This window comes from Xanthobacter flavus, assembly GCF_017875275.1.
Taxonomy (GTDB): Bacteria; Pseudomonadota; Alphaproteobacteria; order Rhizobiales; family Xanthobacteraceae; genus Xanthobacter; species Xanthobacter flavus_A.
Genome location: NZ_JAGGML010000001.1, coordinates 5,003,707 through 5,023,438, shown reverse-complemented (window position 1 = coordinate 5,023,438; position 19,732 = coordinate 5,003,707). Strand labels below are relative to the sequence as shown.

18 protein-coding genes and 3 tRNA genes are annotated in these 19,732 nt (G+C 66.9%); 11 read left to right on the top strand and 10 right to left on the bottom strand.

Annotated features, from left to right (window positions below; all coding sequences use genetic code 11):
• Window positions 1–33: 33 nt before the first annotated feature.
• Window positions 34–1,239, bottom strand: a complete 1,206-nt coding sequence (locus J2126_RS23580; protein ID WP_209489203.1) for a deoxyguanosinetriphosphate triphosphohydrolase — start codon at window positions 1,237–1,239, stop codon at window positions 34–36.
• Between the two features lie 145 nt (window positions 1,240–1,384).
• Between J2126_RS23580 and erpA the strand changes: the two genes are divergently transcribed.
• Window positions 1,385–1,759 carry an iron-sulfur cluster insertion protein ErpA gene (gene erpA / locus J2126_RS23575; protein WP_209489202.1) on the top strand — a complete coding sequence of 125 codons (375 nt, stop codon included), beginning with the start codon at window positions 1,385–1,387 and terminating at the stop codon, window positions 1,757–1,759.
• A gap of 89 nt (window positions 1,760–1,848) precedes the next feature.
• Here the strand turns inward: erpA and J2126_RS23570 are convergent, their stop codons facing one another.
• A complete protein-coding gene (locus tag J2126_RS23570) occupies window positions 1,849–3,015 on the bottom strand; it encodes an alginate O-acetyltransferase AlgX-related protein (protein WP_209489201.1) in 1,167 nt (388 codons plus the stop codon).
• 10 nt (window positions 3,016–3,025) lie between these two features.
• Complete coding sequence (locus J2126_RS23565) at window positions 3,026–4,432, bottom strand: MBOAT family O-acyltransferase (RefSeq protein ID WP_209489200.1); 1,407 nt, start codon at window positions 4,430–4,432, stop codon at window positions 3,026–3,028.
• Window positions 4,433–4,599: 167 nt separating this feature from the next.
• Between J2126_RS23565 and xth the strand changes: the two genes are divergently transcribed.
• Both xth and J2126_RS23555 read left to right on the top strand, forming a co-directional pair.
• Complete coding sequence (gene xth, locus J2126_RS23560; RefSeq protein ID WP_209489199.1) at window positions 4,600–5,388, top strand: exodeoxyribonuclease III; 789 nt, start codon at window positions 4,600–4,602, stop codon at window positions 5,386–5,388.
• A 5-nt stretch (window positions 5,389–5,393) separates the two neighbouring features.
• Window positions 5,394–5,810, top strand: a complete 417-nt coding sequence (locus J2126_RS23555) for a GFA family protein (RefSeq protein ID WP_209489198.1) — start codon at window positions 5,394–5,396, stop codon at window positions 5,808–5,810.
• 15 nt (window positions 5,811–5,825) lie between these two features.
• Here the strand turns inward: J2126_RS23555 and J2126_RS23550 are convergent, their stop codons facing one another.
• From J2126_RS23550 to J2126_RS25540, 3 genes are all read right to left on the bottom strand, one after another.
• Window positions 5,826–6,683, bottom strand: coding sequence for a tetratricopeptide repeat protein (locus J2126_RS23550; protein ID WP_209489197.1), 858 nt, complete (start codon window positions 6,681–6,683; stop codon window positions 5,826–5,828).
• A 535-nt stretch (window positions 6,684–7,218) separates the two neighbouring features.
• Entirely contained in the window at window positions 7,219–10,008 is a 2,790-nt protein-coding gene (locus J2126_RS23545; protein WP_209489196.1) for a valine--tRNA ligase, read from the bottom strand.
• A gap of 282 nt (window positions 10,009–10,290) precedes the next feature.
• Window positions 10,291–10,683: a PopZ family protein gene (locus tag J2126_RS25540; RefSeq protein WP_245327545.1), complete on the bottom strand. Its 393-nt coding sequence runs from the start codon at window positions 10,681–10,683 to the stop codon at window positions 10,291–10,293.
• Between the two features lie 30 nt (window positions 10,684–10,713).
• Here J2126_RS25540 and J2126_RS25535 point away from each other — a divergent pair, with 30 nt between their 5' ends.
• A complete protein-coding gene (locus J2126_RS25535) occupies window positions 10,714–11,223 on the top strand; it encodes a hypothetical protein (RefSeq protein WP_245327543.1) in 510 nt (169 codons plus the stop codon).
• Between the two features lie 106 nt (window positions 11,224–11,329).
• Here the strand turns inward: J2126_RS25535 and J2126_RS23535 are convergent, their stop codons facing one another.
• Window positions 11,330–12,646 carry a TolC family outer membrane protein gene (locus J2126_RS23535; protein ID WP_245327541.1) on the bottom strand — a complete coding sequence of 439 codons (1,317 nt, stop codon included), beginning with the start codon at window positions 12,644–12,646 and terminating at the stop codon, window positions 11,330–11,332.
• Between the two features lie 229 nt (window positions 12,647–12,875).
• The gene (locus J2126_RS23530; RefSeq protein WP_209489194.1) at window positions 12,876–13,538 is read right to left on the bottom strand and encodes a protein-L-isoaspartate O-methyltransferase family protein; all 663 of its coding nucleotides are present in this window, start codon (window positions 13,536–13,538) and stop codon (window positions 12,876–12,878) included.
• A 277-nt stretch (window positions 13,539–13,815) separates the two neighbouring features.
• Here J2126_RS23530 and J2126_RS23525 point away from each other — a divergent pair, with 277 nt between their 5' ends.
• The 6 genes from J2126_RS23525 (at window position 13,816) to J2126_RS23500 (ending at window position 18,019) form a co-directional block, all read left to right on the top strand.
• On the top strand, window positions 13,816–14,259 hold the full coding sequence (locus tag J2126_RS23525) for a group III truncated hemoglobin (protein ID WP_209489193.1): 444 nt from the start codon (window positions 13,816–13,818) through the stop codon (window positions 14,257–14,259).
• 52 nt (window positions 14,260–14,311) lie between these two features.
• The gene (locus tag J2126_RS23520) at window positions 14,312–15,331 is read left to right on the top strand and encodes a glycosyltransferase family 2 protein (RefSeq protein WP_209489192.1); all 1,020 of its coding nucleotides are present in this window, start codon (window positions 14,312–14,314) and stop codon (window positions 15,329–15,331) included.
• An 84-nt stretch (window positions 15,332–15,415) separates the two neighbouring features.
• Window positions 15,416–15,489, top strand: a tRNA-Cys gene (locus J2126_RS23515).
• Between the two features lie 166 nt (window positions 15,490–15,655).
• On the top strand, window positions 15,656–17,506 hold the full coding sequence (locus J2126_RS23510) for an ABC transporter ATP-binding protein (protein ID WP_209489191.1): 1,851 nt from the start codon (window positions 15,656–15,658) through the stop codon (window positions 17,504–17,506).
• A gap of 123 nt (window positions 17,507–17,629) precedes the next feature.
• Window positions 17,630–17,705: transfer RNA gene (locus J2126_RS23505), tRNA-Asn, on the top strand.
• A gap of 237 nt (window positions 17,706–17,942) precedes the next feature.
• A tRNA-Pro gene (locus J2126_RS23500) sits at window positions 17,943–18,019 on the top strand.
• A 19-nt stretch (window positions 18,020–18,038) separates the two neighbouring features.
• Here the strand turns inward: J2126_RS23500 and J2126_RS23495 are convergent.
• A complete protein-coding gene (locus J2126_RS23495) occupies window positions 18,039–18,185 on the bottom strand; it encodes a hypothetical protein (RefSeq protein ID WP_209489190.1) in 147 nt (48 codons plus the stop codon).
• 198 nt (window positions 18,186–18,383) lie between these two features.
• Here J2126_RS23495 and J2126_RS23490 point away from each other — a divergent pair, with 198 nt between their 5' ends.
• Complete coding sequence (locus J2126_RS23490; RefSeq protein ID WP_209489189.1) at window positions 18,384–18,668, top strand: hypothetical protein; 285 nt, start codon at window positions 18,384–18,386, stop codon at window positions 18,666–18,668.
• 55 nt (window positions 18,669–18,723) lie between these two features.
• On the opposite strand, the gene J2126_RS23485 is transcribed toward J2126_RS23490, so the two are convergent.
• Entirely contained in the window at window positions 18,724–19,578 is an 855-nt protein-coding gene (locus J2126_RS23485) for a transporter (RefSeq protein WP_209489188.1), read from the bottom strand.
• Between the last annotated feature and the right edge of the window lie 154 nt (window positions 19,579–19,732).

The following is a 19,732-nucleotide window of genomic DNA, read 5'->3' as shown; positions in this document are numbered from 1 at the left end:
ATGGGGTCCAATCGGGTTCGGTTGCCGGCGCGCCTAACGCAAGTCCGGGGTCGAGTCAAAAAAGCGAGCGTGCTGGTCGAGGGCGTAGCGGTCGGTCATGCCCGCGATGTAGTCGCAGACCCGGCGGGCGAGGCGTTCGCCCTCCATCGCATCGATACCATCCTGCCAGGACGGTGGCAGGTCCCTGGGGCGGTTGATGAAATAGGCGAACAGGTCGCGGATGACGCCCTGCGCCTCGGCCATGATGCGGTTGACCCGCTCGTGGCGGTACATGCGCGGGAAGAGGAAGCCCTTCAGCGCCTTCTCCTTCTCCCGCATGGCATCCGAAAAGGCGACGATGGGCGCGCCGAGCGCCCGCACGTCGGCGGCGGATGTGACGCCGGCGGCCCGCGCCCGGCGCAGGCTTTCCGCCACCACGTCCTCGATCAGCAGGGTGATGACCAGCCTCAGCACCTCGTTCACCGTCCGCGGCACGTCGAGGCCGGGATAGCGCGCGCGGACACTCGCCAGCGCCTCGCCCACCAGGGGCAGGCCGGCGATGTCGTCCAGCGTGAACATGCGGGCGCGGAGCCCGTCGTCGAGGTCATGCACGTCATAGGCGATGTCGTCGGAAATGGCCGCGACCTGCGCCTCCGCCGAGGCGTGGCTCCACAATTCGAGATCCTGCTGGGCGGAATGCACGCGGATGGCGTGGGGCAGGCCGTCGCGATAACGGCCGATGCCGTTCCCCTGGCGATCCGTGAGCGGCCCGTTGTGCTTGGCGATGCCCTCCAGCGTCTCCCACGTCAGGTTGAGGCCGTCGAAGGCGGCGTAGCGGCCTTCGATACGGGTGACGACGCGCAGCGACTGGGCGTTGTGGTCGAAGCCCCCCTGCCCCGCCATGCAGGCGTCCAGCGCCCGCTCTCCGGCATGGGCGAAGGGTGGATGGCCGAGATCGTGGGCCAGCGCCAGCGCCTCGGCGAGATCCTCGTCCAGCCCCAGCGCGCGGGCGATGGAGCGGGCCACCTGCACCACCTCCAGCGTGTGGGTGAGGCGCGTGCGGTAATGATCGCCCTCGTTGAAGACGAAGACCTGCGTCTTCTGCTTGAGACGCCTGAATGCGGTGGAATGGATGATGCGGTCGCAATCGCGCCGGAACGGGCTGCGCGGCGGCATCTCGGGCTCGGGAACGAGGCGGCCGCGGGAATGCTCGGCCTCGCACGCCCAGGCCACGCGGGGCGTCGCGCCGCTCACCGCCATGCCTGTCCCTCCCCGCTTCCCGAACGCGCGATGCAAGGCATCGTTGCCCTGCACAAAACCGTTTCGCACCGCCCGCCCTTTAAATCGGAGGCGGATGGACTTACCTTAGAGGCCATTGCCAGCTTCAATTCGTAAAGTCGATACCATGGAAACATCCCTCGCCCCGACCGTTCCCGCCGAAGTCCCCGTGACCGAGGTGGATTTTACCGTGACGGAGGCGGCCGCCCGCCGCATCTGCCAGATTCTCTCCCCCGAGCCTGCGGGCACCTTCCTGCGCATCAGCGTGGAAGGCGGCGGCTGCTCCGGCTTTTCCTACAAGTATGACGTGACGCAGGAACAGTCGGACGACGACCTCGTCATCGAGAAGGAAGGCGCCAAGATCGTGGTCGATCGCATGTCGCTCGACTATTTCAAGGGCTCCCAGCTCGACTACAAGGCCGACCTGATGGGCTCGGCCTTCAAGATTTCGAACCCCATGGCCACCGCCAAGTGCGGCTGCGGGTCCAGCTTCGCCGTCTGACCCGACATCAGACGCAAGTGCACGCGAGCCAGACCATTCGGCGGCCGACGCGTCGCGCGGTTTGTTGACGCGCGCGCGACTGCGGCTCGCTATGGCGCGACGTTTCGCGGGACCGCGTTGCGCCACAGACGCGGCAGGCCCTTCGGCCAGTCATCGCCGTAGCAGGGGAAAAAGCGCTCCGTGCGGGCATAGATGATGAGGTCCGGCGCGTAGCGCTTCACGTCGTCGAAGCTGAAGTCGCAATTGCCGGTCACCCGCGCGGAGGCGTGCATCCACGCGACTTCCTTGACCGGCGCATTGGCGAACAGGCGCGGCCACGAGGTGGCGGTGAAGGAATCGCCCATGATGAGGACCCTGAGCCCCTCGGGCGCGTAGTCGCGCACAACCGACTTGAACGCGATATGCTCGTTGAGGCTGCGCAGCACAGGGTCGGGGCGCGGACGCGATGCCTTGGCCGGCACGTTGAGGCGGAAATCCTCTTCCTTCACCTCGGGCGGCATGCGCATGGCGCGCAGGAGGTCGCCGCGCGCGGCCGGCTCAAGTCCGCCGACGACCTGCGCCGGGTCCACCTGCCAGTCGGGATGACCGGCGGCGACCATCACCGCATTGAAGGCGAGCACGCTGGAGCGCGCATTCCAGTGGGTATCGGTAAGGAGATAGCGCGGCGCCGGGCTCGCCTTCAGCACCGGCCGCAGATCCACGGTCGTAATGCCCCGCGCCTTCAGCCCGGCCAAAGCGAGGTCGTATTCCGTCGTGGGATAGGCGAGCGCATCGTTCCAGAGCGGCAGCGCCTCGGTCTCCACCGACTGGGCGTTGGGCGGCAATGCGACGACGATCCTGGTGCCTGCGGGCGCCAGGATGCGCTGCATCTCACCGATCATGTCGACGAAGCGCTCCACATTGGCCGCCCGCACCAGCGCGCCGGCCGACTGAGCGGGTGTCTGCTCCCGCCCCCAGAACAACTGTCCGTCGCGGCCGGCGTAGAAGGGCTTGCTGTCCGGCGAGTTCAGCTCCGCCCGCAGCTCGCGGCGGAACACCGGGAGGGTGGCGCGGAAGCCGAAATTGTCCTGGATGAAGATGCCGATGTTGCGGAACCACAGGTTCAGCTTGCGATCGAGGGACCATTCCGGCGCCACCTTCACCCGCCACTGCATGCTCGCCAGTGGATCAGGGATGAGGTTCGACAGCAGCAGGAAGCCGAACAGGCCGGCGACCAGGATGCCCAGATAGCGGCGATGCCGGGAGAGCAGTGTCATCGGGCGCGCCTCAGAACCGGTAATAGAGGAAGGGCGTGCCATTGGTACCGCCCACCCAGGCGACGCTGGCCAGCATCAGCACCGCGATCAGCGCGAAATCCGCCACACGCGCCATGGCCCCCTCCCCGGACACGATCTTCCAGCGCGGCCAGCGGAAGAAGCCGATCAGCCCGCCGGCCACGAGCGCCATGATGGCCAGCGGCGTCAGGCCGAAGCCGAGCGCCATGGAGGCGCGGCTGAAGCCGTTCAGGCCGGCGAGGCCTTGGAACATGTCGATGGCGCCCGGCAGGCTGTCGGCGCGGAACCAGACCCAGCCGATCATCACCACCAGCACCGTGTAGAGGTGGCTCACCGGCCCCGGCATCCGCTTCAGCCAGCGGCCGAGGAAGGCGCGCTCGATGATGAGGAAAGCGCCATGGTGCGCGCCCCAGATCACGAACGTCCAGCTCGCCCCGTGCCAAAGGCCGCACAGCAGGAAGACGATGGAGAGGTTGATGTAGGTGCGCATCTCCCCGCCGCGGTTTCCGCCCAGCGGGATGTAGAGGTAATCGCGCAGGAAGGCCGACAGGCTCATGTGCCAGCGGCGCCAGAAATCGGTGATGGAATGGGCGGTGTAGGGCAGCCGGAAGTTCCGCGGCAGCACGAAGCCCACCATCACGCCAAGGCCGACCGCCATGGTGGAGTAGCCGGCGAAGTCGAAATAGATCTGCACCGTGTAGGCATAGAGGCCGAGCCAGGCCTCCACGAAGGTGGGATGGGTGGTGGTGTCGAACACCCCGTCCACCAGCCGCGCCACCTCGTCGGCGATCAGCACCTTCCACGCAAGGCCGATGACGAACAGCCGCGCGCCCGCCGAGAACCGCCCGATCGTCACCCGCCGATCCGAGAGCTGCCGCGCCACCGTCGCGTACCGCACGATGGGGCCGGCCACGAGCTGCGGGAACATGCACATGTAGAGGGCGAACTGCGCCGGATCGCGGTTCGCGTGGACCTTCTTCTTGTAGATGTCCGCGAGGTAGGAAATGGCGTGGAAGGAATAGAAGGAGATGCCCAGCGGCAGCGAGATCTGCGGCACCGGCAGCCCCACGCCCATCGGCTCGATGACGGCGTTGAGATTCTCCACGAGGAAGCCGGTGTATTTGAACACGCCCAAAAGGAGGAGGTTCAACGTCACGCCCAGCACCAGCACCCGCTTGCGATCCGCCCCCTCGCGGCCTTCAATGGCCTTCGCGAGAAAGAAATTAGCCGCGACGGACGCGAGCAGGATCATGATGTGCGGCGTATAGCCAGCCGAATAGAAGACGAGCGAGAAGGCGAGAAAGATGTAATTCCGCGTCGTGATCGTCTTCGCGGAGAAATAGGCGACCAGAAAGAGCGGGAAAAAATAGAACAGGAATTCGATGGACGCGAAGGTCATGCCGCCCGGCCGCCAGAGATGGTCATGCGCGTGATAGTCATCCGGCGTTCCTGCCACTCTTTGCCCGAGGTCGCAAGCCTTTGGCAGGCATCGATAGGGAAGGTGCGCCGCCCCATTGCCTCACCGGCGGGCGGGGGTATCCTCCGCCGCGAAGGAGCCCCCATCCCATGCGCATCGCCACCTGGAACGTGAATTCCATCCGCCAGCGCCTTGACCATGCGGTCCGCTGGCTTGGCGAGACCCGGCCGGACGTGGTCTGCATCCAGGAGATCAAATGCCAGACGGAAGCCTTCCCGAAGGAGGCCTTCGAGGCGCTGGGCTATAACGTCACCGTCCATGGGCAGAAGGGCTTCAACGGCGTCGCCCTCCTCTCCCGCCTGCCGCTGGAGGACGTGACCCACGGCCTCGCCGGCGACGACGGCGATGAGCAGGCGCGCTTCATCGAGGCGGTGGTCTCGGTGAAAAGCGGCGTGGTGCGCGTCGCCTGCATTTACCTCCCCAACGGCAACCCGCCAGACACCGAGAAGTATCCCTACAAGCTCGGCTTCATGGAGCGCCTCTCCGCCTTTGCCGCCGAACGGCTGAAGCTGGAGGAGCCGCTGGTGCTGGCTGGCGACTTCAATGTGATTCCCGAACCGCGCGACGCCGCCGACCCCGCGGCCTGGACGGGCGATGCCCTCTTCCTGCCGCGCACCCGGCAGGCCTTCCGCTCGCTGGTCAATCTCGGATTCACCGACGCCCTGCGCGCCACCTCCGATGCCGGGCGGCTGTTCACCTTCTGGGACTACCAGGCCGGCGCCTGGCAGCGCGACAACGGCATCCGCATCGACCACCTGCTGCTGTCGCCGCAGGCGGCCGACCGGCTCATCGCCACCGGCGTGGACAAGCATGTGCGCGCCTGGGAGAAGCCGTCCGATCATGTGCCGGTCTGGGCTGACTTCTCCATCGCGGCATGACCGCGATGGCGGATGACGCGACCCGCCTTGAGGGTGGCTGCCTGTGCGGCCGCCTGCGCTACCGGCTGGAGCGGGTGAAAAGCGCCTATTGGTGCCACTGCACCCTATGCCGCCGCGCCTCCGGCTCCGCCGCTTTGCCCTGGGTGTCCGTAGCGCGGGAGGATTTCGCCTTCATCGCCGGCAAACCTGCCATCTTCGAATCGAGCCCCGGCGTCGCCCGAAGCTTCTGCGGGACGTGCGGCAGCCCCATCGTGTTCGACATGGCGCGGGAGAGCGACGTGGACATCACCATCGGCACGCTGGACGCGCCCGACCGCGTGACGCCGACGCACCACATCTGGGTCGCCTCGGCGCTGCACATGGCGGATGATCTGGGATCGGGCCTGCCGCGCCACGAAGGCGAGCGTCCCGACGAAGGTTGACGGCGAACGCGCGGATCAGCGCTTCGCTGTCTTCAGCCACACTTCGAGATAGTCGAGCGCCTTCTCGCGCTCGTCGGGCGTCGCCTCGGCGAAGGCCTGCTCGTGCGCGCTGACCACCCACTTGTCACCGGGGCGGACGGCGGCGTCGCGGGCCAGCGTCAGCCACATGAGGCCGCGGGCGCGCTGGCGGGGCACGCCCTCGTCGCCACGGAAAAGCAGCACGCCGAGGGTGGCCTGCGCTTCATACTGGCCCTTCTGCGAGGCGAGCGTGAGCCAGCGGCCGGCGTTGCGCGCGTCGCGGGGACCGCCGACGCCTTCCAGATAGAGCTTGCCGAGCTGGTACTGCCCGTCCGCGTCGCCGAAATAGGACGCGGCGTAGGAGAACATGTCCCGCGCGCGGGACGGATCGCGCCTCACCCCGGCGGAGGGGATGCCGACGAGGTAATAGGAGCCCAGCGCCACGAAGGCATTGGCCACGAAGCGCGACTGCGCGGTGCCGGGATAATCCTCGGCGTGGCTGCTGGCGATCTTCTGGAAATATTCGAAGGCCTTGGCGTCGTCGCGCTTCACGCCGTCGCCGTCCATGTAGATGCGGCCGAGCTTCCATTGGGCCATGGCGTGGCCCTGGGCGGCGGCATAGCCGAGGGCGTCGATGCCCTTGGCGGTCTGGCCGGCCCGCAGCGCCTGCGCGCCGGTACGGAAGGCTTCGTCCACGGGGCGAACCTGCGGCGCCAGCGGCACGTTCGCCGGCGGCGTCAGCGGCTGCATCTCATAGGGCTGGAGGGTCTGGGCGGTGCCGTCGAAGGCATAAGCGCTGCCGGCCGAAAGTCCGGCGGCGAGAAGAAGACTGGCGATGGCGACGGGCGTGCGCATGTGGCCGGACCGGCGCGTCAAGCGCTTTGCCGGCCTGCTCGCCCCGCCCCCCGATGTCCCGTGTGTCGCAACCAGAGTCATGATCGACGAAGCATGACCGGACGCAGCGGCAATATCGGGGCCGAGGAGAGGCCGACCGGCGGCACCTCTGAGGCGACCTTTCGGGCGCAGCCCGGCGCGGCCCGCCGGGGCATCCTCTCGCCATGTGCAACGACCGTCCATCCGGACCCACCCCAGGCGCGGCGTCCGGAAACACTTCCCGGGCTACACTCACCGCCACGCGTTGAGCTTCGATTTCATGTCGTTTTGTGGCGAGTTCGCGGCGTAAGGCCCTAACGGGAACTGCGCGCGTTCAAAGGATCGGGAGTGTGTCTTCTCTGTCACAATTTGCAGGCCCAAGACCCTAGCAAGAAGGCGGCCGGTAACCTCAAGTCTTTACCATGTCCGAGACCGACGGCAGAAACCGAGGCGCGGGGGCAACACTTGCCCCCAGCGCCCCTTTTGATCACCGTTGAGAGGGGGAATACCGCGTCCCTCAGGCGCCGCCGGAGAGCTGGCTGATGGCGGCTCGCACCTTCTCCTTGCGCAGGATGTATTCCTCGCGCTTCTCGCGCTCCGCCTCCACCACCTCCTCGGGCGCCCGGGCGACGAAGCTCTCGTTGCCGAGCTTGGCGTCGATGCGGGCGACTTCCTGATCGAGCTTGCCCTCTTCCTTGTTGAGGCGGGCGAGTTCGGCACCGAGGTCCACCACGCCGGCGAGCGGCAGGGCCACCACTTCGCCGCGCACCACCATCTGCACCGAGCTGGCGGGCACAAGGTCCGACACCGAGACGTCGGAGAGGCGGGCGAGCCGGCGGATGGCGTCGTCCCACGCCGCGACGCGCGCGGTTGTCTCCGAGCCGGGCTGCACCAGCACGAGGGGCACCTGCGCGCCGGCCGGCACGTTCATCTCCGCCCGCACGGAGCGGATCTCGGTGATGAGGTCCACGACCCAGCCCACCTCGGCCTCGGCGTCCGGCGCCTCGAGGCCAGCCAGGTCCGGCCACGGCGCCAGCGCCAGAAGGCTGGAGCGCGCCGGCCCCTCCTTCCCGGTCTCCGACCACAATTCCTCGGTCAGGAACGGCATGAAGGGATGCAGCAGGCCCATGGCCACGTCGAGCACATAGGCGGTCGCGGCGCGGGTCTCGTCCTTGGCCGCGCCATCGGGTCCGGAGAGCACCGGCTTCGCCAGCTCCAGGTGCCAGTCGCACACCACGTTCCAGATGAAGCGGTAGACCGCGCCCGCCGCCTCATTGAAGCGATAGGCGAGGATCGCCTCGCTGACCTCTGACGACGCACGCGCGGCCTCGCCGATGATCCAGCGGTTGAGGGTGCCTTCCACCTTCGCCGGATCAAAGCCCTCGGTCCGCACGCAGCCGTTCATCTGGGCGAAGCGCACGGCGTTCCAGAGCTTGGTTGCGAAATTGCGGTAGCCCTCGACGCGCGCGGTGGCGAGCTTGATGTCGCGCCCCTGCGCGGCCATGGCGGCCAGCGTGAAGCGCAACGCATCCGCGCCGTACTTCTCCACGAGGTCCAGCGGGTCGATGACGTTGCCCTTGGACTTCGACATCTTGGCACCCTTCTCGTCGCGGACGAGGGCGTGGATGTAGACGTCCTTGAACGGCACTTCGCCGTCCATGAAATGCAGGCCCATCATCATCATCCGGGCCACCCAGAAGAAGATGATGTCGAAGCCCGTCACCAGCACGCTGGTGGGATAGAACTTCTTCAGTTCGTCCGTCTCGTCCGGCCAGCCCATGGTGGAGAACGGCCAGAGGGCGGACGAGAACCACGTGTCCAGCACGTCCTCGTCGCGGGTGAGGAATTGGGCGCGCTTGTCGGCATCGTCGATCAGCGCCTGCGCCTCATCCGGCGAGAGGCTCTCGTTACCGACATTGTGGGCCAGCGCCTCTTCGAACGCCTGGTCCTCGTCCTCCGCGACGAAGACGTTGCCGAAGGGGTCGTACCAGGCGGGGATCTGATGGCCCCACCACAGCTGGCGCGAGATGCACCAGGGCTGGATGTTCTCCAGCCACTCGAAATAGGTCTTCTCCCAGTTCTTCGGCACGAAGGTGGTGCGCCCCTCGCGCACCGCCGCCAGCGCCGGCTGGGCGAGGGTCTTGGCGTCCACGTACCACTGGTCGGTCAGCCACGGCTCGATGACCACGTTGGAGCGGTCGCCGTGCGGCACCATGTGGGTGTGCGGCTCAATGGTCTCCAGCAGCTCCAGCGAGGTGAGCAGCTCGACGATGTGCTTGCGCGCGGCGAAGCGGTCCATGCCCGCGAGGTGCGTGAGCACGCCCGCGGCGTCCGGCAGGTCCACATAGGCCTCGGGACGCTCGGCGTAGTCGTCCTGGATGCCCTGCGGGTCGATCCGCGCCTCGGCGTCGAGCACGTTGATCATCGGCAGGTCGTGCCGGCGGCCGACCTCGAAGTCGTTGAAATCGTGCGCGGGGGTGATCTTCACCGCGCCGGAGCCCTTCTCCGGGTCGGAATACTCATCCGCCACGATGGGAATGCGCCGACCCAGCAGCGGCAGGATGACGTTTTTGCCGATAAGGTCGCGATAGCGCTCGTCGTCCGGATGCACCGCCACGGCCGTATCGCCAAGCATGGTCTCGGGACGGGTCGTGGCGACGACGATGAAGCGGTCCTTCTCGCCCTCGATGGGATAGCGCAGGTGCCAGAGATTGCCCTTCACCTCCACCTGCAGCACCTCGAGGTCCGAGATGGCGGTGATGAGCTTGGGGTCCCAGTTGACGAGGCGCTTGTCCTTGTAGATCAGCCCCTCGCGAAAGAGCTGGACGAACACCTTGAGGACGGCGCGGGAGAGCCCCTCGTCCATGGTGAAGCGCTCGCGCGACCAGTCGCAGGAGGCGCCGAGCTTCTTCAGCTGGTCGACGATGGTGCCGCCCGATTCGGCCTTCCACGCCCACACCTTCTCGATGAAGGCCTCGCGGCCGAGATCGCGCCGGCCCGGCAGCTTCTGGGCGGCGAGCTGGCGCTCCACCACCATCTGGGTGGCGATGCCGGCATGGTCTGTACCGGGTTGCCAGAGCACGTCCTTGCCGCGCATGCGCTCGAACCGCGCCAGCACGTCCTGCAGCGTGTTGTTGAGCGCATGGCCCATGTGCAGGGAGCCGGTGACGTTGGGCGGCGGGATGACGATGGAGAAGCCTTCCGCGTCCTTGCGCTCGGGGCGGCCGCAGCGGAATGCGCCGGCATTTTCCCAGCGATCGGCGATGCGCTCTTCAACGGCGGCGGGATCGAAGACTTTTTCCAGCATGAACGGGACTCCGCGGTGCCGCTCGGCCGCCGCCGGCGCAGCGCGCCGGGCCGGCTCCGCGTCCGCTGTGGTCGGAACGGGTCAGCGGGCGTTTAAGCCGGACGCGCGGTCCGGCGTCAACACACCGCCCGCACGGGAATGGAAAGAGAGGTGAGTGGCGGACCCGCAGGTCTAGAGCGATCCGATCAAGCTGGAAACGACTTGAACGGTGAATCGCCCTCTCAACCTAAGAACGAGAGCGCGGTAACCGATCTGACTGCGACGCAATCAGATCGCCGTGTTCTAGCGCTGGCGGCGGGCGACGCGCTCGATCTCGGCGCGCACCAGATCCTCGACGATGGTCGGGAGGTTGGCGTCCAGCCAGTCCTTGAGCATGGGGCGCAGGATCTCCTTCACCAGATCCTCCACCGTCCGCTCCTTCTGCGGCAGCAGCACATCGCCGAGATTGCGGAAGGCGGCCATCACGGCGGCATCCGCATTGGCCGAGAGCAGATCGCGACGGCGCACGGCCTCCCCGGCAGGCTCGTTCGCGGGCTGGCCCGCACGATCCTCGAAGGCGGCAGCGGCCGGCTGGGGACGCATCGCGCGCGGCTGGGCCGCGGGAGCTGCGGTGGGGGCGGCGTGGCGCTCGTCCGTCGCCTCGGCTGGGTGATGGGGATAGGGTTGCTGGGCCATCGGCCGCGCGGGACGGGGCGCCTCGGCGTGATGCTCGCGCTGAACTTGATGCTCGCGCTGAACTTGCCGCAACGCATCAGCCGCTTCGGCGAAAACCGCTTCGTCCTGCTCGTCCAGCCACGCACGCTGCGCTCTCTCGGCCGCGGCCGAAGGCAGACGTTCCCCATTTCCACGGCCAGTGGGGGCTGGACTGGGGGCCGGCCTCTGCTGCGCCGCATAGCCTGCCGGCGCGGCAGGGGCCGCATCGTGCGGAGGGACGGAACGGCGCGGGACCGGCGGAGGCTCAAGCGGCGCCTGCCGCTGGGCAACCACGCGAGGCTCAGGTGGACGCCGGGTCCGCGTCTCGCCCGGGTGCGGCGGCTCGCTGCGGCGGTGGGGCGGCTCGGCATGCTGCGCCGGCTGCTCGTCATCCGCCATGATGCGGCGGATGGAAGCCAGAATCTCTTCCATCGACGGTTCCTGCGCCTTGGGGCTTGCAGCCATGTCCCGACCCCGGTCGAAGACGGGCCGACGAACATGGCCGAGCGAGGCGATCCGTGAGCGGATGGCCTCGCAGCCGATGCCGACGGCGAGAATCACTATCTATCAGAGGAGTATGGCACCGCCCCAGTTGGCAGCAAGAACAGACGTGGGGCGGCTACCGGTATTATTTACCGTCCGGTGTGCGGACACCGGCCCAGCTGTCGCGCACCTGATTGTAGTGCACGCGCGGGTCGTAATAATTCACCTTCAGGCCGAGCGAGAGGGCGTCGAGCCGGCCGACGGTCGAGACCAGCGCATAAGCGGCGACCACCCGGTCGCGCTGGGCGACGACGAGGGACGATTGCGAGTTGGTCAGGTCACGCTGCGCGTTCAGGACGTCCGTCGTGGTGCGCTGGCCCACGCGCCATTCCTCGCGAACACCTTCCAGCGCCAGCGTGTTGGCGGCCACGGAGGCCTGCGCCGCCTGGATCTGGGCCTTCGCGGCCTGGAGCGCGCCCCAATACTGAACCGCCTGCGCACGGATGGTGTCGCGGTTCACATCCACCTCGATGCGCGCCTGCGTGAGCAGTTCCTTGGCCTGACGGATGTTCGCGTATTCGACGCCACCCTGGTAGATCGGCACCGAGAGATTGAGCGTAACCGCCGCCCCGCTCTGGGAATCCACCGAGAAGTTCTGGTCGTAGGACTGCGAGAGCTGCCCCTGCAGCGAGAGGTTCGGCATCAGGCCACCCTCGGCGACCTTCACCTGGAACATGGCCGCATCCACGGCAAATTCCGAAGCCTTCACGGCCGGATGATTGCTGAGGCCGGTGGCGATCACCTTGTCCACGGAGGGCGGCAGCGTGCCCTCGATGGGGCGCGGAGTCGTGAGCTTGCCCGGCTCCACGCCGATGACCTGCCGGTAGTTCGCCTTCGCCGTGGAGAGGTTCGCCACCGCCTGGCTCACCTGATACTGGGCGTCCGCCACCCGGGCCTCGGCCTGGGCCACGTCGGTGCGGGTCACCTCACCCACGTTGAAGCGGTCGCGCGTGGCGCGCAATTCCTGCTGGAAGGCAGCGAGGCTCTGGTTCTGCAGGTCCAGAAGAGCGATCGCCTGGATGACGTTCATATAGGCCGTGACGCCATTCAGCATCACCGACTGCTCGGTGTTGCGCAGCGTCTCCCGCGAACCGCGCACCTGCGATTCGGCATTGCGGGTCTGGTTCGCGGTCACGAACCCGTTGAACAGCGTGTAGGCGGCATTGAGCGCGAACGCCCGGGGCCAGAGCCAGCCGTTGGTCTTCACGCCCGAAGCCTGCTGCTTGGCATATTCCGGGCCGGCCTGCGCGGTGGCGTTCAGGGTGGGGCGATAGCCCGACAGCGCCTGGGGCACGGTCTCGTCCGTGGCGCGCGTGCCGGCGCGCTGGGCGTTCAGCGTGGGGTTGTTGGTGTAGGCCATGGCCAGCGCCTGATCCAGCGACTGGGCCGACGCACCACCCATGGCCAAAGCAAAGACACCAACGCCCGCCAAACATGCAACACCGCTGAGGCGAATGCGCTTTGCAACCGACATCCCAATCTCCCGATCCGACACGGCCATGCAGACTCGCCGCACCGACTCTGCCGCGCGGTAACTTTTCGGTAAGATATCGATCCTGATCCCGATCCGAAACCGATCGGTTCGATCCCGGCGGCGTTTTCAGCCTACCGCTGCAAACGCGCCACAGTGCTCAGAAAGTGAAGCGCGGCGCGGCTTTGAAGCCGGGGAGCGGCGGAACGGCCGCGTTGAAGGCGACCCGCTCGCTCACGGAACCTGCCACCTTGGTAAACACACAGGCCTTTCCGGCACCGCCGTGACCGACCACGGCGACGAGGCGGCCGCCCTCCTTCATCTGGTCGAACAGAGCGGCCGGAACCTCGTCCACCGATCCGTTGAGGAGGATCAGGTCGTAGGGGGCTTCCGCCTTCCATCCGGCGTTCAGCGGTCCCTGCATGACCGCGACATTGGCGACGCCGATGTCGGCGAGGGTCGTCGTGGCCGTCGCGGCGAGGCCGGCGTCCTCCTCGACGGCCACCACCTGCTGGGCAAGGCGCGAGAGCACGGCCGCCGAATAGCCGGTGCCGCCGCCGATATCGAGCACGTGGTCGTGCTCCTGCACGTCCGCCTGCTGGATGAGGCGCGCGAGGATCATCGGCTCGATGAGGTAGCGCGGGGGGCTGCCGCTGGTGAGGGCGAGGTCGTCGTCGATATAGGCGAGCGACTTGAGCTGGGCGGGGACGAAAAGCTCGCGGGGGATTTCGAGCATCGCACCGACGATGCCCGGGTCGGTGACGTTGTTGGTGCGCACCTGGCTATCCACCATGCCGCGGCGCAGCTCGACGTAATCGATCATTTTCCCGTCTCCGGCCATCCCCTTGGCCCGGGGCGCTCAGCGGAGGCGTGTCCCGTGCCGTCGGGCTCAAGAGCCATATTGCCGCCCCTTTTGCAAGGCGCCGATGGGCAACGGCGCGCGGGCCGGCGCGTTCATGTGGCCGCAAGTCGCATGGTTCCGGACGCGTTGCGGCGGGAGTGTCCCGCACCGACCCGCGGCGTGGACTTTCCTTCATGGGCTGACCCTTGCCGGAGGCCACCGCAGTGGCGCCCACAGGGCAGCCAGGAAGCACAATGCAATGACGGCACCTGATACCCCCTCCCCGACATCTCAGGGAGCCCATCCCGAAGGCCTTGACGAGGCGGGGGTCCGCCGCCTGGTTCACACCTTCTATGCGCGCGTGCAGACGGACGCCCTGCTCGGCCCCATCTTCGGCGGCCGCATCGCCGGGGATGCCTGGCCCGTCCATCTCGCCAGGATGTGCGACTTCTGGTCCTCGGTGCTGCTGAAGTCCGGCCGGTACGAGGGCCGTCCCCTGCCCCCGCACCTCGCGCTCGGCAGCGATGCGGGCGAGGCGCAGTTCGCGCGCTGGCTCGCCCTGTTCCGGCCGACCGCCCTCGAGGTCCTGCCGCCCGCCGCCGCACAGCAGGCCATCGCCCATGCCGAGCGGATGGCCCACAGCTTCCGCATCTCCATCGCCATTCACAATGGCGATGACGCCACGCGTATCCGGCCCATTTGAATAGCGTTTTTGACGGTCACGATTCCCTTGGGTAATAGGATGTGCAGGGGCGATGCCCGGGAAAATCGGGCGCTGGAAGGGATGTCGGCGTTTGTCCATATCGATTGCCGCGGTCATCCCACTTTATAATGGCGCGCCCTTCATCGCCGATGCGCTCCGAAGCGTTCTCAACCAGACCCGCCCGCCGGATGAGGTGATCGTCGTCAATGACGGCTCCACCGATGAGGGCCCCGGGATCGTTGAAGAGATTGCGCGGCATCATCCCGTCCGCCTGCTGAACAAGCCGAACGGCGGCCAGTCCTCGGCCCGCAATCTGGCGATCCGCGAGACGGCCTGCTCCCATATCGCGCTGCTGGATCAGGACGACCTCTGGTACGAGAATCACCTCGCCCTGTTGCAGCGGCCTTTCCTGGACGGCGACATCCGCCGGCTCGGCCTCGTCTACGGCAATCTCGACCAGATCGACCGCGGCGGCCGGCTCATTGCCGAATGCTGCCTGGATCAGGTGCCGACATCGCATCCCAAGCGCTCGCTGCAGCAGTGTCTGGAGCATGACATGTTCATCCTGCCCGGCGCCTCGCTGGTGGAACGGCAGGCCATGCTGGACGCCGGCCTCTTCGACGAGCGCCTGTCGGGCTATGAGGATGACGACCTGTTCGTCCGGTTTTATTCCATGGGGGTGAGGAGCCGCTTTCTCGACACGGCCGTCACCATGTGGCGCATCTACCCCCAATCGACCTCGTTCAGCGCCCGCATGGCGAAATCGCGGATGATCTATTTCGCCAAGCTCATCGAGGCGCATCCGGACGAACCCCGCCTCGGGCTGTACTGGCGGCGCGATGTGATCGCCCCCCGCTTCGCGAAGATCCTGCGCAACGAATTCGTCGAAGCCTCAAGGGCCGGCGACTGGTCCCGCGTCGAGCGCGCGTGGGCGGATCTGAAGACCGTGGCGCCCTATATGAAGAGCAGCGTTCAGACGCGGATGAAGCTGCTGGGGCCACTGATCAACGCGACTCTCGCCGGCCGGCTGCCCAGTCTGTCGCGCCGCCTGCTGCGCCACACCCTGCGCTGATGCCGGCGAACCACCAAGACGGGGGACAATCCCAACCGGCGCTTGCGCGGTCTGGGCGGACGCCTTAAGAACACGCGCTCGTGAGGCCACGTGGCGGAGTGGTGACGCAGCGGACTGCAAATCCGTGTACGGGGGTTCGATTCCCTCCGTGGCCTCCAGCTCCCCGATATCTCTCTCCATAGAAGCGCACACGCTCCAGCACCCGCCCGAGCTGCGGCGCTGCGCTGCGGCATGGCTGGCGCCCGGCAAGTTGACTTAGCCTCCCGCTGGCAGTTCATGGAGCCACCGAAGCGGTCCCGCCCCCGGACGCCGCCGGAGATGTACATGAACGCGAAAGCCGCCCAGCAGCGCCTCGGGCCTCCGCCCTCGTCGGACGAGACGAATGCCGTCCTGCGGCGCCTTCTCCTGTCCGACGGTCGCAAGCACTGGAAAGGCTATGTGCTGGCCTTCGTCTTCATGGGCGCGATGGCCGCCTGCACGGCAGGCCTCGCCTATCTGATGAACGACGCGGTGAACGCCATCTTCGTCCACCCCACCCCGGCGGCGGTGTGGGCGGTGTCGGGCATCGTCATGGCGCTGTCCATCATCAAGGGCGCCTCGGCCTACGGGCAGAGCATCACCATGGCCCGCATCGGCAACCGGGTGGTGGCGGACAACCAGAAGCGCGCCTTCGACCGGCTGCTGCTGCAGGATGCCGCCTATTTCGGCCACCGCCACACGGCGGAGATCACCACCCGCTTCACTGCCGGCGCCGCCGGCGCACGCGGCGCGCTGGACCTCATCGTCACCAGCATCGGCCGCGATTTCCTCTCGCTGATCATGCTGGCCGCGGTGGCCTTCGTTCAGGATCCCTTCCTGGCGGTCATCGCCCTCGTGGTGATGCCGGCGGCCGTGCTCGGCACGCGCAAGCTCATCAAGAAGGCCAAGACCATCTTCACCACCGGCTTCACCTCCGGCGTGAAGCTGTCGTCCATCGTCATGGAGGTGTTCCAGGGCATCCGCACGGTGAAGGCCTACACGCTGGAACCCGTGATGCGGGATCGCACCCACAAGTTCATCGACGACGTGGAGATCAACGCAAACCGCCTTGTGCGCACCCAGGCGAAATCCAGCCCCCTGATGGAGACGCTGGGCGGCCTCGCCATCGGCGGCGTCATCCTCTACGCGGGCTACAACGTCATCGAGCTCGGCCGCTCTCCGGGCCAGTTCTTCTCGGTGCTCACCGCTTTGCTGCTAGCCTACGAGCCGGCCAAGCGCCTGTCGCGCCTCCATGTGGAGCTGGTGAGCCATGTGATGGGCGCGCGCATGCTGTTCGACCTGCTCGACGCGCCCGCCCCCGATTCCGACGCCCCGGGCGTGACCGCCCTCCCCCGCCCCCGTGGGCGGGTGGAGTTCAAGGACGTGGTGTTCGCCTATCGCCCCGGCGAGAACGTGCTGCGCGGCCTTGACCTGCTGGCGGAGCCGGGGCGCACGACCGCGCTGGTCGGCCAGTCCGGCGGCGGCAAGACCACCATCATCAATCTCATCGAGCGCTTCTACGATCCGCAGTCCGGCGCCGTGCTGATCGACGACGTGGACACTCGCACCGTGTCGCGGACCTCCGTGCGCGCCTCGGTGGCCCTGGTGAGCCAGGATGTCTACCTGTTCTCGGGTACCATCCGCGAAAACATTGGCTTCGGCCGGCCGGGTGCCTCGGAAGAGGAGATCGTCGCGGCGGCCAAGGCGGCCCACGCGCATCCCTTCATCATGGGCTTCGAGCGCGGCTATGACACCGCCGTGGGCGAGCACGGCGCGCAGCTCTCCGGCGGCCAGCGCCAGCGCATCGCCATCGCCCGCGCCTTCCTGAAGAATGCTCCCATCCTGCTGCTGGACGAGGCCACCGCCGCGCTCGATTCGGAATCGGAGGCGGAGGTGCAGAAGGCACTCGCGGAACTCGCCCATGAGCGCACCACCATCGTCATCGCCCATCGCCTCCAGACAGTGGTGCGCGCCGACCGGATCTGCGTGGTCGAAGGCGGCCGGGTGGTGGAGAGCGGGACCCACGACGAGCTGATCGCCCGGCGCGGCCGCTATTATGGATTCTATTTCGCCCAGTTCGCGCACGAGGCTGATGCCTCCTCCAGCGCGGGCGGCGCGGTGGACCTGGGGCCAGACGGCGATTTGTTGAGGGCCTGAAAATCCTGCGCCGGCGCCACTTTGCGCGTCGGTGCGGCAACTTCCCCCGGAAAAGCGCGTCTTACGGCTTCACAAGCGGCGATGTGGTTGCTATATCGCCGGCCTCGGTCGCGAGACCCACGGTCCCTGATAGCTCAGTTGGTAGAGCGTTCGACTGTTAATCGAATGGTCGCAGGTTCGAGTCCTGCTCAGGGAGCCACTTCTACCTCCACCCGATATTCGCTTTGCACCAGAGCCGATGCTGTCGTTCGCTTGCTGCCGCAGGAGCGACGGGGCTGCATCTTCGGCATTTCAAAGACCGCGCGCTTTCGGGAGTGTTTCGGGACTTTGCGTCACGGAACACCGCATTCGTCCACCATTCGTTCTCGCAAGGAGGGCACCTCCCCTTGCGCCGACCGTCCCGAAAATGTAGCAACGAAGCCGTTCGGCGGAATGTCGGAGCATAGCGCAGCCTGGTAGCGCATCTGCTTTGGGAGCAGAGGGTCGCAGGTTCAAATCCTGCTGCTCCGACCATCCATCTCCCCGCCAGCCCTCAGCGCCCGGGCGGGTCCACCTTCACACCGTTGGGGCCGATCTCGATCTGCATGGTGTTCCGGTCGCGCTCATAGGCCTGATAGGCGAACACCCCGCCGACCACGACGAGAAGGGCGATCAGGCCATAGAGGACGCTGCGCGGCATCTTGCTGCTCCGGTACTGTTTTCTGGTGGAGCGGCAACGCCCTCGCTTGGCGGATGGTTCCGCTGAAGCCGCATCAGGGTTAATCTCGCCCACCGATGCCTCGCTGCGACCGGGCGGCTCCGTCCGCTTGCGGCGGGCATCGCGCCGAAGCGGCACGGTTTGCGCCACACGGCCCGATTTCAGGAAGGACGATTGCGCATGGCTTCGGATACGGAGCTGGCCGAGTGGCTCGCCTCGATGGTCAAGGCGGTTGGCACCACGCAGGCCCACACAATGGTGCAGCACTACATCCTGCGCGACATCGTCGCCCAGCTCGCCGGGGCGCAGGAGCGGCCGGACGCCTTCATCGCTGACATGTTCGAGCGTGTCAGCGGCCTCGTCGACCAGTGCGAGCTGGCCGGCAAGCCGGAGATCGAGGCGGAGATGCGCTGGTACGCGGAGACGTTCTTCACCTCCATCGGCAAGAGGCTTCAGCCCCGGTGAGAGCGGCCCCTCGGCGCGCAGGGACGTTCCGCCTCCGCGCGCCGGCGCCCCGAGATTACTTGTGCAGCAGAGCCGTCTGCTGCGTCGCCGCTGGCGGGTTCCAGAGCGGCACGATGATGCGGCCCCACAGGCGGGTGTCCTTTCCGCCGTAGTTCTGCTCATAAACGTCGGTGGTCAGATAGGCCTGCAGGATGACCGGACCGAAGTCATAGCCAACGAGGCCGCCCACCGCGAACTGGCTTTGCTTCTGATAAAAGGGGACCGGATTGTTCAGATCGGTTGAATAATAGGCAACGGGGCCGATCTCGAACTTTCCGAACTTCTTGGTGGCGGTGAGATCAACGTTCAGGAAATTCGGATTGATTGTCGTGCTCACCCCGTTCGCCTGGATGCCCCAGATGGCGTTCGCGGTGAGATTCCAGCCATCCGCCGTATAGCTGAGGGCGAAGCGCTGGTTGAACGAGGTGGAATCGAACGCGACGCCTGTGTTCACCCCCAGATAGAAACCGGCCATGTAGCTGAAGCCGAAGCCGTTCCCAAGGTCCCAAGCGACCTGGGCGGCAAAGAAGGGATTGTAGAATCCGGACGTATAGTCGCCATTCTGAACACCCACCCCGACGACCGGAACAGCCGTGAGAAGTTGCAGGCGCCCACCGAACAGGAACACGGGTGTCGCCCAGGCGAGTACAGGAATATCCACGCCCACACATGTACTGTCCGGCGAGGTGTTGCGGCATCCGTAGTCTGCCGTATTCACGGCATAGACACCTTCCGGCAGCGGAGCGCCGGCCGCGAGACCCACGGTCTCGCCCGGCTGTGTCACGGATCCGGCATGCGCGGGCATGGTTTCGGGCAGCATTGCCGCCGCAGACAAAGCGGCTACGGCCGCCATTCTTGCGAATGTCGTCATTGTTTCCTCCGAAAGGCGAAGCCCACGGCCGCCGTCCCAACGGCAGGGCTCGTCGCTGGCGCTTCCTCAGGCGCTGATGCGCCGCACTCTTTTTCGCCCACGGCGTCGAGGCCCTGGACGCAATCACTGCAAGCCCCGCGAACGGGGCAGTGGA

What these genes read in the sequence shown, in the direction of transcription:
- J2126_RS23525 (WP_209489193.1), top strand. Translation starts at nt 13,816, where the DNA reads ATGACGGCACCTGATACCCCCTCCCCGACATCTCAGGGAGCCCATCCC.
- J2126_RS23545 (WP_209489196.1), bottom strand. Translation starts at nt 10,008, where the DNA reads ATGCTGGAAAAAGTCTTCGATCCCGCCGCCGTTGAAGAGCGCATCGCC.
- J2126_RS23495 (WP_209489190.1), bottom strand. Translation starts at nt 18,185, where the DNA reads ATGCCGCGCAGCGTCCTCTATGGCCTGATCGCCCTTCTCGTCGTGGTC.
- J2126_RS23565 (WP_209489200.1), bottom strand. Translation starts at nt 4,432, where the DNA reads ATGACCTTCGCGTCCATCGAATTCCTGTTCTATTTTTTCCCGCTCTTT.
- J2126_RS23530 (WP_209489194.1), bottom strand. Translation starts at nt 13,538, where the DNA reads ATGATCGATTACGTCGAGCTGCGCCGCGGCATGGTGGATAGCCAGGTG.
- J2126_RS23555 (WP_209489198.1), top strand. Translation starts at nt 5,394, where the DNA reads ATGGCGGATGACGCGACCCGCCTTGAGGGTGGCTGCCTGTGCGGCCGC.
- J2126_RS23520 (WP_209489192.1), top strand. Translation starts at nt 14,312, where the DNA reads ATGCCCGGGAAAATCGGGCGCTGGAAGGGATGTCGGCGTTTGTCCATA.
- J2126_RS23485 (WP_209489188.1), bottom strand. Translation starts at nt 19,578, where the DNA reads ATGACGACATTCGCAAGAATGGCGGCCGTAGCCGCTTTGTCTGCGGCG.
- J2126_RS25535 (WP_245327543.1), top strand. Translation starts at nt 10,714, where the DNA reads ATGCTCGCGCTGAACTTGATGCTCGCGCTGAACTTGCCGCAACGCATC.
- J2126_RS25540 (WP_245327545.1), bottom strand. Translation starts at nt 10,683, where the DNA reads ATGGCCCAGCAACCCTATCCCCATCACCCAGCCGAGGCGACGGACGAG.
- J2126_RS23580 (WP_209489203.1), bottom strand. Translation starts at nt 1,239, where the DNA reads ATGGCGGTGAGCGGCGCGACGCCCCGCGTGGCCTGGGCGTGCGAGGCC.
- erpA (WP_209489202.1), top strand. Translation starts at nt 1,385, where the DNA reads ATGGAAACATCCCTCGCCCCGACCGTTCCCGCCGAAGTCCCCGTGACC.
- J2126_RS23510 (WP_209489191.1), top strand. Translation starts at nt 15,656, where the DNA reads ATGAACGCGAAAGCCGCCCAGCAGCGCCTCGGGCCTCCGCCCTCGTCG.
- xth (WP_209489199.1), top strand. Translation starts at nt 4,600, where the DNA reads ATGCGCATCGCCACCTGGAACGTGAATTCCATCCGCCAGCGCCTTGAC.
- J2126_RS23570 (WP_209489201.1), bottom strand. Translation starts at nt 3,015, where the DNA reads ATGACACTGCTCTCCCGGCATCGCCGCTATCTGGGCATCCTGGTCGCC.
- J2126_RS23550 (WP_209489197.1), bottom strand. Translation starts at nt 6,683, where the DNA reads ATGCGCACGCCCGTCGCCATCGCCAGTCTTCTTCTCGCCGCCGGACTT.
- J2126_RS23490 (WP_209489189.1), top strand. Translation starts at nt 18,384, where the DNA reads ATGGCTTCGGATACGGAGCTGGCCGAGTGGCTCGCCTCGATGGTCAAG.
- J2126_RS23535 (WP_245327541.1), bottom strand. Translation starts at nt 12,646, where the DNA reads ATGGGTGGTGCGTCGGCCCAGTCGCTGGATCAGGCGCTGGCCATGGCC.